The sequence below is a fragment of the Pseudomonas sp. MT92 genome (assembly GCF_058792515.1).
This window is the reverse complement of record NZ_JBXAFA010000009.1, coordinates 22142-34612: the sequence shown is the minus strand read 5'-3', so window position 1 is coordinate 34612 and position 12471 is coordinate 22142. Positions and strand designations below refer to the sequence as shown.

The 12471-nt window shown below is 61.1% G+C and carries 7 protein-coding genes; 1 reads left to right on the top strand and 6 read right to left on the bottom strand.

Features of this window, described 5'->3' with window-relative positions:
* Positions 1–2 precede the first annotated feature (2 nt).
* From AC1Q6D_RS17660 to AC1Q6D_RS17640, 5 genes are all read right to left on the bottom strand, one after another.
* The gene (locus tag AC1Q6D_RS17660; RefSeq protein ID WP_103405861.1) at positions 3–3242 is read right to left on the bottom strand and encodes a transporter substrate-binding domain-containing protein; all 3240 of its coding nucleotides are present in this window, start codon (positions 3240–3242) and stop codon (positions 3–5) included.
* Positions 3243–3869, bottom strand: coding sequence for a response regulator transcription factor (locus AC1Q6D_RS17655; protein ID WP_103405862.1), 627 nt, complete (start codon positions 3867–3869; stop codon positions 3243–3245).
* Positions 3870–3979: 110 nt separating this feature from the next.
* On the bottom strand, positions 3980–4393 hold the full coding sequence (locus AC1Q6D_RS17650; protein WP_103405863.1) for a chemotaxis protein CheY: 414 nt from the start codon (positions 4391–4393) through the stop codon (positions 3980–3982).
* Between the two features lie 153 nt (positions 4394–4546).
* The gene (gene mgtA, locus AC1Q6D_RS17645) at positions 4547–7264 is read right to left on the bottom strand and encodes a magnesium-translocating P-type ATPase (protein ID WP_090468206.1); all 2718 of its coding nucleotides are present in this window, start codon (positions 7262–7264) and stop codon (positions 4547–4549) included.
* 455 nt (positions 7265–7719) lie between these two features.
* A complete protein-coding gene (locus tag AC1Q6D_RS17640) occupies positions 7720–8202 on the bottom strand; it encodes a sigma-70 family RNA polymerase sigma factor (RefSeq protein ID WP_103405864.1) in 483 nt (160 codons plus the stop codon).
* A gap of 423 nt (positions 8203–8625) precedes the next feature.
* Here AC1Q6D_RS17640 and AC1Q6D_RS17635 point away from each other — a divergent pair, with 423 nt between their 5' ends.
* Entirely contained in the window at positions 8626–11088 is a 2463-nt protein-coding gene (locus AC1Q6D_RS17635) for a TonB-dependent siderophore receptor (RefSeq protein ID WP_103405865.1), read from the top strand.
* Between the two features lie 96 nt (positions 11089–11184).
* Here AC1Q6D_RS17635 and AC1Q6D_RS17630 read toward each other — a convergent pair whose 3' ends face one another.
* Positions 11185–12360, bottom strand: a complete 1176-nt coding sequence (locus AC1Q6D_RS17630) for an MFS transporter (RefSeq protein ID WP_103405866.1) — start codon at positions 12358–12360, stop codon at positions 11185–11187.
* Between the last annotated feature and the right edge of the window lie 111 nt (positions 12361–12471).

Sequence of the window (12471 nt, the reverse complement as noted above, 5' to 3'; positions counted from 1 at the left end):
CGTCAGCCCTGCTCAAGGCCTTGTTCCAGGCGCCTCATGGCTTGCTGCAGCTGATCGACGGCGACGTCGATCAGTGACGCGTTGTCCTCGCCACACGCACGCTCCAGCTGTTCGCAGCACTCGACCAGATTCATGGCCCGGACCATCAACGCTCCGCCCTTGATCCGGTGCGCCAGTTCCTGCAAGCCATGGTGATTGCCGCTGGCATGCTCCTGCAGCAGGCGTTCACGATCATCGCGATTGGTCACCGCCAGATCGTGCAACAACTGGGTAAGCAGCTCATGATCGGCGCCCACGTAGCGTTCCAGCCCGCTCAAGTCGATCTCGCCGGGTGAAGGCGCTTTGACCGGCGCGGCCGGCTCGCTCAAAAACCTTGCGGCCAACCAGGCGCTCAGTTCCTCCAGCCGAATCGGCTTGAACAGGCAATCGTCCATCCCCGCCTCGATACAGCGAATTTTCTCCTCGGGTTGCGCATTGGCCGTTAACCCCAGGATCACCGTCGGCGACAATCCCTGGCACCGCTCCTCGTCGCGAATCGCCCCCGCCAACTCATAACCACTGACCACCGGCATGTTGCAGTCGGTGATGACCAGGTCGAATTCGTACTCGCTCCACTGCTCAAGACCTTGCTGGCCATCCTCGGCCTCCAGCACCTGGTGCCCCAGCCAGCTCAACTGCCGCGAGAGCAACAGGCGATTGGCCGGGTAATCGTCGACCACCAATATCGTCAGCGGTCGTGTCGGTGCCTGCACGGCGCGCTCCTCCAGCGCGCTGGCGGGCAGCGGTTGCAGGGCGACCAGTTCAAGGTTGATGTCGACACGGGTACCGCCCCCGAGGGTGCTTTCGAGCTGCAAGCGGCCGCCCATCATTTCGCACAAGGTGCGGCTGATCACCAGTCCCAGCCCGGAACCCTGCCGACCCGATTGCTGACCATTGCCGGCCTGCACGAAGGGACTGAACAAGCGCTGCTGATCGAAGGCGCTGATGCCGATACCGCTGTCCTGCACTTGCACACTGACCGCCAGACGCTGCGATGACAGCGGATCCACCCGCAGTTTCAGACTGACCTCGCCTTGAGGGGTGAACTTGATCGCATTACTCAACAGATTGGACAGCACTTGCTTGAAACGCGTGGGATCGATCAGCACATCACAGTCGCTCTGTGGGTCGAGCTCAACCCGCCATTGCAGGTTTTTCTGCCGCGCCAGGCCTTCGAAGATCCGACACACCGACAGCACCAACGCCTGCAAGCGGGTGCGCTCCGGCGTCAGCGACAGATGCCCGGACTCGATACGGGCGATGTCCAGAATGTCACCGATCAATGCCAGCAATTGTTGGCCGGCATTGGATGCCACTTCGATGGCCGAACGGTCGGTGACGCCTTCATCCGCCCGTTTCAGCGCCAGTTCGAGCATGCCGATCAGGGCGTTCATCGGCGTGCGGATTTCATGGCTCATGGTCGCCAGAAACGTGGTCTTGGCCCGGTTGGCGTCGTCCGCGGCGTCCTTGGCGTCCTGCAGTTGCGCCAGCAATTGTTGACGCTGCCGGATCTGCCGACGCTGCCAGACGATCCCTGCCAAAGCGATCAAGAGCAAGACGCCAGCGGCGGCGAACGCCTGGAAAATGGTCTGCCGATGCCGCAGCCAATAGCTCTGCTCGACCATCAGGTCATTGCGCCAGGGCAGTATCATCTCGTCGATTTCTTCAGGGGGGATACTCAGCAGCGCCTTGTCCAGGATCGAATGCAACTCGGTGGCTTCGCGACTGGTGGCCAGGGTGCTGCGAGCAGGGTCGGTGCCCACCGTGCTGGTCACTTGCAGACGATCGCGATATTGCCGGGAAATCTGGTAACGGGCGCCGATCAAGGAGTTGATGCTGCCATCGGCCTTGCCCTGGGCGACCATTTCCATGGCCTGCGCCGACAAGGGCGCATCCACACAACGGATCAACGGGAAGTGCTCCCGAATGTACTCGCTGGCGATGTTGCCCTGGGTCAGCGCGAGGGTTTTTCCGGCCATCTCATCCAGGGTTTTGGGGCTACCCGGTGCTACCCGTGTCACCAGCACCGAAGGACTGGTCAGGAATGGCCGGGTAAAGAGCAGCGCCTCTTCCCGTCGAGAACTGAGGCCGATCCCGGCCAGCATGTCGATCTGGCCGCTCTTGATGCCCTCTAACATTTCGCTCACCGAATGCATGACGTGAATGTCGAACTGCATGCCGGTGCGCAGGCCGATTTTCGCCAGGACATCGACACCGATGCCACGAAACCGGCCCTCGCTGTCAGTGAACGTGATCGGCGGGATGTTCGCATTGATCGCCACATTCACACGCGGGTGCCGGTCGAGCCAACGCTGCTCGGCCGCGCTCAATTGCAGAGACTGAGTGCCCGGCATGGACACCCCCCCCGCCCCCCAGCGCCGCAAAATGTTCATCTGCTCATTGGTGGCAATCACGGCCAACGCCTGGTTGACGATGCCCAGTAACGGACGGTTGTCGCGGGTCATCGCAAAAGCGAAACGGCCGGACTCCATGCGCGAAAAGTCGGCCAACTGCACATTGTTGAGGTAGTTCTTGCTGATCAGGTAATGGGCGCTGATCGCATCGCCCAGATACGCATCCGCCTGACCGAAGGCCACGGCACCCACTGCCGCCAGCGTCGAGGGATAGAGCTGAACGTTCGCGTCGGGGTAGAACTGCTGCACGCTGTGTTCGGGCAAATAGTGGTACAGCATCGCCAGTCGCTTGCCGGCCAGCGTCGGGTCCGTTATCCGAGGCGCATCGGTCTGGGTCACCAGCACCGGTTGATCGACGGCATAGGCACTGGACATCTGTAACTGCGGGTCCTGAGCCTCATAACCATTGGCCGTGCCCAACAGGTCCGCATGCCCCTCCTTGAGCGCCCGGACCGCTTCCTCCCGGGACTCGTAGCGCTGAACGTCGATCTGCACCTGCAACAGTTGTTGGAGCACACCGGCATAGTCCGCCGTCACCCCTTCCAGCGCATGGCCGGTGGTGGTGATGTCGAAGGGCGGATAATCCGGAGCCGAGACGGCCAGCACCAGCCGCCCCTTTTGCTGCAGCCAGCGCGAATCGGCCGCGGACAGCTTGATGCCGTGGCCCTCCACGCTTGAGCGCCCGAGCAAGGTCAACGTTTGCGGCTGCGCGCAGGCACTCGATGCCCATAGGCAAAGTCCCAGTAGCAAAAGGATGCTCAGGTCGCGCGGGCGTCGAAAAATGTTCATTCAGATCAGGTGATTGCGCCGGGCAAGATCGCGCAGGTGCACCGGTGAATCGACGTTGAGCTTGTCCGTCAAACGGGTTTTATAGGTGCTGACGGTCTTGTGGCTCAAATGCATGATTTCGGCGATGGCCTTGTTACTCATCCCCCTGGCCAGGTGCTGGAAGATCGACAGCTCACGGTCCGACAGATTGGCGATCATCTGTTTCTCGCTGCGTTGCAGTGTGCTCAACGACACTGAACTGGAGGGTAAGCGGGTGAAATAGGTGTAACCGGACATCACCGCGTGCACGGCTTTATGCAAATGCTGCAGGTCATTGGTCTTGGCGACGAAGGCAGAGGCCCCTGCACGCATGCACCGGTCCTGGAAAAACTCCGGCTCCTGGGACGTGAACACCACGATCCGGCAAGGCACCTCACCGCCCTTGATCCTGGCCAGCACATCCAGCCCGTCGAGGGACGGAATGTTCAGGTCCAATACCACCAGTTCCGGTCGGTGCTTACGGATCATCGGCAGCACTTCGTTACCGCTGGCCGCTTCGTAAATGCGTTTGTACCCCTCTTGCTTGAGTACGATTTTGAGTGCGCCGCGAATCACCGGGTGATCGTCCACTATCAGCACTGACTTCATGGCTACTCCCTGTGCAACAACACGACGATTAGGCACTGATTACCCATGAGCAAAGCTCGAATTGGACGCAGTAGCTGCGCATAGACTGTTGCATGAAAAGCCTCTGCAAACTACCTGACAGAAATGACAGTGCCGACAAACGGCAGGCGTGGATCGATGATCGCCATCAGGCGCTGGATCGTCCCCGGATCCGGCAGCGAGGCATGGCTGACCTGAATTTTCTGCCGCTCGCAGGCTGGGACAGGTGGCAGTTGCGCCTGCTGGCCGTCGTAGATCAACACGCGATCCAACTGTCGGTTGTCGAGGCAGTAATCCAACAGATCCAGCTTCCCGCCCGGCAGCGCGGCATTGATGACCAACAGGTCGAAGGGCTCGCCACCGTATTCCACCAGGCTCAGCAACTCGTCGAGATTTTGCACTGGCGCTATCCGAAAGTAACTGAGTTGGTTGAACCAGCGCTCGATTCTCAGCCGATTGAAGTGTTGCTCGTCAGCGATCAGGATGCGTAAGGACTTGTTCGACAACGTGCGCCCCCAGAAAGGTGTCAGATGAGTGAGGGCGCAAGGCTACGGAAGACCTGTCGAGCTTTCTGTAGGACTTTTCCTAAATCCCGTACCCCGTTGGCGGCGCGTTCTCCCGCAGGCACCGGGCTTGCCCGGCGCCTGCGGTTGACAGCCTTATTGCCAGCCGAATCGCCGGATGTAGAACCCCTTCACCGCCTGGGTCAGGCCCATGTACGCCAGCAGAATCACCGGCAGGAATACAAAGTACAGCGATGGCAGCGCCTGCAGTTTGAAGTAGTGCGCCAGAGGTCCCATCGGCAGGAAAATGCCCACCGCCATGATGACCGCAGTCATCACCATCAACGGCATCGCCGCGCGGCTTTGCAGGAACGGGATCTTCGGTGTGCGGATCATGTGCACGATCAGCGTCTGGGTCAGCAGCCCGACCACGAACCAGCCCGACTGGAACAGGGTTTGGTGGTCCGGGGTGTTCGCGTCGAACACGTACCACATCAACGCAAAGGTGGTGATGTCGAAGATCGAGCTGATCGGCCCGAAAAACAGCATGAACCGCCCGACGTCGGCGGGTTGCCAGCGCTGTGGTTTTTTCAGCATGTCCGCGTCGACGTTATCGAACGGAATGGCAATCTGCGAGATGTCGTAGAGCAGGTTCTGCACCAGCAGGTGCATCGGCAACATCGGCAGGAACGGAATGAATGCACTGGCCACCAGCACCGAGAACACGTTGCCGAAGTTCGAACTGGCCGTCATCTTGATGTACTTGAGCATGTTGGCGAAGGTCCGCCGACCTTCCAGTACGCCCTCCTCCAGCACCATCAGGCTCTTTTCCAGGAGGATGATGTCCGCCGCCTCCTTGGCGATGTCCACGGCACTGTCCACCGAAATCCCGATGTCGGCGGTGCGCAGGGCCGGCGCATCGTTGATGCCGTCGCCCATGAAGCCGACCACATGGCCGTTGCCCTTGAGCAGACGGACGATGCGCTCCTTGTGCGATGGCGTGAGTTTGGCGAACACATTGGTGTGCTCCACCGCCACCGCCAGTTCCGCGTCGCTCATGCGCTCAACGTCATTGCCCATGAGCAGGCCTTGTTGCTCCAGGCCGACTTCACGGCAGATCTTCGCGGTGACCAGTTCGTTGTCGCCGGTCAGCACTTTCACCGCCACACCGTGGGCGGCCAACGCCTTGAGCGCGGGCGCGGTACTTTCTTTCGGCGGGTCGAGGAAGGCGACGTAGCCGATCAGCGTCAGGTCCCGTTCATCCGCCAGGCTGTAGGCGTCACGCCCTTCAACCATCGGCCGCGCGGCCACGGCAACCACCCGCAGCCCTTCAGCGTTGAAGGTCGCGGTCACTTGGCGAATCCGCGCCAGCAGTTCCTCGCTCAGCGCTTCGTCAATCTCGCCATGGCGCACCCGCGAGCAGACCGCCAGCACCTCTTCGACCGCCCCTTTACAGATCAGCAAGTGTGGCTGGTCACGCTCGGCCACCACCACCGACATGCGCCGGCGATTGAAATCGAACGGGATCTCGTCAACCTTGCGAAACGCCGTGCCGACTTTCAGTTCGCGGTGGATTTCCACGTGTTCAAGCACCGCCACATCCAGCAGATTTTTCAGACCGGTCTGGTAGTAGCTGTTCAGGTACGCCATTTCCAGCACATCGTCGGAATCGTTGCCCCAGACATCGACATTGCGCGCCAGGAAGATTTTGTCCTGGGTCAGGGTGCCGGTCTTGTCGGTGCACAGCACGTCCATGGCACCGAAGTTCTGGATGGCGTCGAGGCGTTTGACGATGACTTTCTTGCGCGACAGGAACACCGCGCCCTTGGCCAGGGTCGAGGTGACGATCATCGGCAGCATTTCCGGGGTCAGGCCCACGGCAATCGACAGGGCGAACAACAGCGCTTCGGTCCAGTCGCCCTTGGTGAAGCCGTTGATGAACAACACCAGCGGCGCCATCACGAACATGAAGCGGATCAGCAGCCAGCTGACTTTGTTGACCCCGGTCTGGAACGAGGTCGGTGCCCGGTCGGTGGCGCCGACCCGCTGCGCCAGTGCGCCGAAATACGTGCTGTTGCCCGTGGTCAGGATCACCGCCATGGCCGTGCCCGACACCACGTTGGTGCCCATGAACAGAATGTTGTCCAGGTCCAGCGGGTTGCAGGTGTCGTTGTCCTGTTGGCGTGGAAACTTCTCCACCGGCATCGATTCACCGGTCATGGCCGCCTGGCTGACGAACAAGTCCTTGGCGCTCAGCACCCGGCAATCGGCGGGAATCATGTCACCCGCCGAGAGCACGATCAGATCGCCTGGCACCAGTTGCTTGATCGGCAGCTCGATGCGCTGGGCACCGTGGTCCTCCAGATCCCGCCGCAGCACAGTGGCGGTGTTGCTCACCATGGCCTTGAGGGCGTCGGCGGCCTGGTTGGATTTGGTTTCCTGCCAGAAGCGCAGCAAGGTCGAGAGCACCACCATCGAAAAAATCACGGTGGCGGCCTTCATGTCTTCGGTCAGCCAGGAGATCACCGCCAGCAGGGTCAGCAGCAGGTTGAACGGGTTTTTGTAGCAGTGCCACAGGTGAACCCACCATGGCAGCGGTTGTTCGTGTTCGACTTCGTTGAGGCCGACCTGCTCACGCACGGCTTCGGCTTCGAGTTCGCTCAGACCGTCGGTGTGGCTGCCGAGGCTCTCCAGCAAGTGGCCGGTATCGCTGATCGCGGCGTTGACCAGGGTTTGTGCCAGGGTGGGCGGGACCTCACGGCTGACCGTGGTGTCGGTGAAATTTTCCAGCAGCGCCAGGCGACGGAAGTGCCGGGCAATGTGGCGGGTGCGCAGGAATCCGGCAAAGAATTCCTTGAGCAGGGTCAGGTTCATGGCAGTTCCCCCAGGGTCGGCCAGGAAACCGTCGAGCAGGCGTGTCGATGCGCCGCGATGACGACACAAAGTCGAACATCACGCACGGTTCAGCGTCGATGAGAGGACGTCGGGAATCCAGCCTGGGCCGGCGGGAATCGGGATGCCGCTGCTCGCTTTACGGCGAGACAACGGCATAAAAAAATGCGCGTTATCTTGCCGGGAAGGTGCCGGTTATCGAAACCGGCCGACTACTGTCACTCGAACAAGTACCCACTGTGGGTCTCCGCTATTGATGAAAACGCGCGAAGCTTACGCCCCGGTTTTTGGAGAGTAAACCTGTTACAGAATCTTGCAGGGGGAATCGTGGGGTTCTTCAGGAAGGGTTCAGTTTACAAGCGTTGCAGCGCTTTTAAGGGCCTTGTTGCGCAGCGGCTGCAAGGTGTTTTTATGAAACGGACGGGGCAACGGGCCGATCAATGCGCATCCCATTGCCGCATGCGCACCCGGCAGTGCTTCATCGCATTAACGATGTGCTTTTCGACCATGGCCTTGGAAATACCCAGGTGCTCGGCGATCTGCGGGTGTGTCAGTCCTTCGATCTTGCGCAGCAGGAAACTCTCGCGGCACAGCTGTGGCAGTTCGGCCAATGCGCGCTGGAGCATGTCGATGCGCTGGCCATGGTCGAGGCTGTTGAGGGGCGAAGGACTGACATAGCGTTCTTCGCTGTCCAGCACTTCCAGCGATTCGACCTGGCGCAAGGCATTGCGCCGATGATTATCGATCACCAGGTTCAGCGCGGTGCGATAGAGAAACGCCCGCGGCTGCTCGATCGGCGTGTCACTGGAGCGTTCCAGGACACGCAGGTAAGCGTCATGCACCACATCTTCGGCCACCTGACGGTTGCCGAGCTTGGCGTTCAAGAAACACACCAGCTCGCGATAGTAGTTTTCCAACATGACTCCCGTCCGCACGGGTGCGGTTTCTGTCCTTGAGCGACTTGATCGGACACTGAAGCAGACAGTGGCACGATAGTGGCAATTTGAGGTGCGTAATTTATAGTAATTCTCATATAGATTTAAAGTAATGCTTTGCCCTGCTCGGAAATAGTCGTGGCCCCACGCATCGCTTTCTGTAGGCACGAGCCTGCTCGCGAAAAACGTCAACGATTACGCGAGACAACCTGACGATACGCGGCGCCCAGACGTCCATCGCGAGCAGGCTCGCTCCTACAGGTTGTTTTTCGCCCCGCCTGAACCTAAAAACCTCGGCCATTCATCATTCTGAAATTTCTTTTCCGGTTTCGCGCCCAAGCCCCGTCTTAATAATAATTCCCATTAACAAAAACTCCGCACGACCCTTTTCAGGAGCACAGGCACGTAATGCGATCCCTTTCACGCCGCACACCTCTCGCGCTGGCCGTTCAGCGCCCGACCCTGCATCGAACCCTGCTGACCGGCATTCTGCTGACCGCGACCTTGCTGGGGAGCTCGATGGCCAATGCGCAACCGGTAAAAGTCAGTATTGCCGTGCAACCACTGTCCAGTGCCCTGACGGAACTGGGCATGCAGACCAACCTGCAGATCCTGTACAGCCCCGATCAAGTGGCCGGCCTCAAATCCCGCGCGGTGTCCGGGTCGCTGGAGCCTTCCACGGCATTGGCCGAAATGCTCAAGGGCAGCGGTATTTCGTTCCAGATCAATGGCAACAGCGTCACGCTGACGTCCGGCGGTGCCTCCAGCCTGCAACTGGGCGCGACCACCATTTCCGGCCAGGCCCTGGGGCTGGTCACCGAAGACACCGGCTCCTACACCACCGGCGCGACCACCACCGCCACCAAGCTGCCGCTGACCATTCGGGAAACCCCACAGACGGTCACCGTGATCACCCGCCAGCAAATGGACGATCAGGGTGCAAAGAGCGTCGGTGATGTGCTGCGCAATACCCCGGGGGTCTCGGCGCAAAAGTACGACAGTGACCGTACCGAGTTCTCCGCTCGCGGCTTTGCCATCACCAACTTTCAGTACGACGGCGTCAACATCCCTTACGACGGCGTCTACGGTGAAAACCCGAACAACAGCGACGACGCCGCCAGCCTGGATCGGGTCGAAGTCATCAAGGGCTCGACCGGCCTGATGACCGGCGCGGGCGACCCGTCGGCCACCGTTAACCTGGTACGCAAGAAGCCGACCAAGGACTTCAAGGCGTCGATCAGCGCCACCGCCGGTTCCTGGGACAACTATCGGACCGAAGGCGACATCTCCGGTTCGTTGACCGACTCCGGTAACGTGCGCGGTCGCTTTGTCGGCGCCTATCAGGACAAGGATTCGTACATCGACCACTACAGCCAGAAAAAAGACCTGTTCTACGGCATCCTCGAAGCCGACCTGAGCGACGACACCCTGCTGACCTTCGGCGTCGACAAGTCCAGTGCCACCCCGCGCGGCAGCTCCTGGACCGGCAACGCGGTGTACTTTGCCGATGGCGGCCGTACCGACTTCCCGCGCAGTTTCAACCCGGGTGCCGACTGGAGCCGTCGGGATTTCGACAGCACCACCTACTTCGCCGCCCTGGAACAGGCACTGGCCAACGACTGGAAACTCAAGCTCAGCCTCGACCAGAAAACCACCGACCACGACACCCGCCTGGCCTCGGCCAGCGGCGGCAGCCCGGACCGCGCCACCGGTGAAGGCATGTTCCTTTACTGGGGCCGCTGGGAAGGTCATCGGGTGCAGAACACCGCAGACGTCAATGTGACCGGCCCGTTTACATTGGGCGGTCGTGAGCATGAACTGGTGGCAGGTTTCATGACCTCCCACTCCCGTCAGACCGGCGCGACCTACGACACCAGCGCCTTCGAACTGGTCCCTGGCAGCATCTATGACTGGAACGGCGACCTGGCTTATCAGGACTTCCCGAAAAACGGCAAATACGAGCGCACCCAGAGCCAGAACGGCATTTACCTGGCCACGCGCCTGCGCCCGACCGACGACCTGTCGTTCATCCTCGGCGGCCGCCTGAGTACCTTCAAATACAACGAGGATTACCGCTACAACGCTGACGCCGGTCAAGCCGACACCCATGCCGGCTATAAGGAACACGGGGTCGTCACGCCTTATGCCGGTGTGGTCTACGACCTCAACGACACCCACTCGGTCTATGCCAGTTACACCAACATCTATCAGCCACAAATCAACAAAGACGCCAGCGGCAAGACCCTGGACCCGGTCGAAGGCGACAGCTATGAAACCGGTCTGAAAGCGGCCTACCTCGATGGCCGACTCAACGCCAGCCTGGCCCTGTTCCGCATCGAGCAGGACAACGTCGCCCAATACGTCATCACCGACACGAACACCGGCCAGGACATCTACAAGCCGACCTCCGGCGCGACCACCAAGGGTGTCGAACTGGAACTGGCCGGCGAACTGGCCGAAGGCTGGAACGTCTCGGCCGGCTACACCTACGCCCGTACCCGCGACAAGGACGAACAGCGCATCTACGGCTTTCCGCTGGCCACCACCAAACCGGAACACGTCGTGCGCACCTTCACCACCTATCGCCTGCCCGGCGTACTGGACCAGGTCACCGTCGGCGGCGGCATCAGCTGGCAGAGCGCGTTCTACGGCCAGAGCTCCAGCCCTACCGAAGGCGCCACTTCCCTCAAACAAGGCGGCTACACCCTGGTGGACCTGATGACCCGCTATCAGTACGACGACCACCTGAGCTTCACCGTCAACGCCAACAACGTGTTCGACAAGCGCTACCTGACAGGCCTGGGCAACTTCGGCACCACGTTCGACGGCGAACCGCGCAACCTGCAACTGACCGCGAAGTACAACTTCTGAGCGGGTGAACCGAAATGAAAAATGCCCGCCTTGTGAGAGGCGGGCATTTTTTGCCGTCTGCGATGCTGCCATCGCCAGCCAGCTCCCACGGGTGAATCATCCTTTCAAATGACGGTGGCTTTGCACCGCCGACCCCAGTACCACCATCCCCGCCGCAATCGCCACCCAGAATCCGCTGCGCGCCCCGAAGGCATCCACCAGCCACCCCGAACTGGCGGCGCCGATTGCCACGCCGATGCTTAACCCGGTGACCAGCCAGGTCAGGCCTTCGGTGAGTTTGGCCGGCGGCACGATTTGCTCCACCAGGGCCATGGCGACAATCAGCGTCGGCGCAAAAAACAGCCCGGCGACGAACACCGCCAGCGACAGCCCGAGAATGTTCACCGCCAACAGCAGCGGCAAGGTGGTCACCGCCGTCGCCACGCCGCCGTACAGGAACAAGCGCGGCAGCGGCACGCTCGAGCGCAATGCGCCGAACGCCAGCCCGGCCAGGCACGAACCAATGGCATACACCGACAACACGACGCTCGCCGCCGCCGGTTGCCCCTGTTGCTGGGCGAAGGCCACGCTGACCACATCCACCACGCCGACGATGGTGCCCATGGCGACCATCAACAGCATCAGCAACTGAATGTCCGTTGAACGGATGATCGACCCCTGGTGATGTTCTTCATGGGGATGCAGCGCGGGCTCGGTGTCGCGTTGCAACACAAACGCGGTCACGCCGATCGCCAGCATCAGTGCCGCTGCCAAGGGCCCGGCCTCGGGGAACGCCACCACGCACAGCCCGACCGACAAGGGCGGCCCGACAATGAAGCAGACTTCGTCCAGCACCGATTCCAGGGCATAGGCCGTTTGCAGTTGCGGCTGACCGCGATAGACCTCGGTCCAGCGCGCCCGCACCATGGCCGACATGCTCGGCATGCAACCGGCCAGCGCGGCGAACACGAACAGCGTCCAGTGCGGCGCCTGCAAGCGGGTGCAGAGCAACACCATCAACAGCGCCCCGCCCCCGACCAACGCCGACACCGGCAAGATCCGCCGCTGGCCAAAACGGTCCACCAGCCGCGACACCTGCGGCGCACAAAACGCCGTGGCCAGGGCAAAAGTCGCCGCCACTGCCCCGGCCAACCCATAGCCGCCCTGCAACTGCGAGAGCATGGTGATCAGACCGATGCCGGTCATGGAAATCGGCATGCGCGCGATCATCCCCGCGAGCACGAAGGCACGACTGCCAGGGGCGTTGAACAGTTCGCGGTAGGGGTTCGCCATGGGGTCCGGCCTCGATAGGGGCCTGCAAGTTGCCACAACGGCGGATTGAGGGGGAAGCAGCAATTTGTTGCTTGAATGTGAAGGCCACAGACACCCTGCTTTCCCATCGAA

What these genes read in the sequence shown, in the direction of transcription:
- AC1Q6D_RS17635 (WP_103405865.1), top strand. Translation starts at nt 8,626, where the DNA reads ATGCGATCCCTTTCACGCCGCACACCTCTCGCGCTGGCCGTTCAGCGC.
- mgtA (WP_090468206.1), bottom strand. Translation starts at nt 7,264, where the DNA reads ATGAACCTGACCCTGCTCAAGGAATTCTTTGCCGGATTCCTGCGCACC.
- AC1Q6D_RS17640 (WP_103405864.1), bottom strand. Translation starts at nt 8,202, where the DNA reads ATGTTGGAAAACTACTATCGCGAGCTGGTGTGTTTCTTGAACGCCAAG.
- AC1Q6D_RS17655 (WP_103405862.1), bottom strand. Translation starts at nt 3,869, where the DNA reads ATGAAGTCAGTGCTGATAGTGGACGATCACCCGGTGATTCGCGGCGCA.
- AC1Q6D_RS17660 (WP_103405861.1), bottom strand. Translation starts at nt 3,242, where the DNA reads ATGAACATTTTTCGACGCCCGCGCGACCTGAGCATCCTTTTGCTACTG.
- AC1Q6D_RS17630 (WP_103405866.1), bottom strand. Translation starts at nt 12,360, where the DNA reads ATGGCGAACCCCTACCGCGAACTGTTCAACGCCCCTGGCAGTCGTGCC.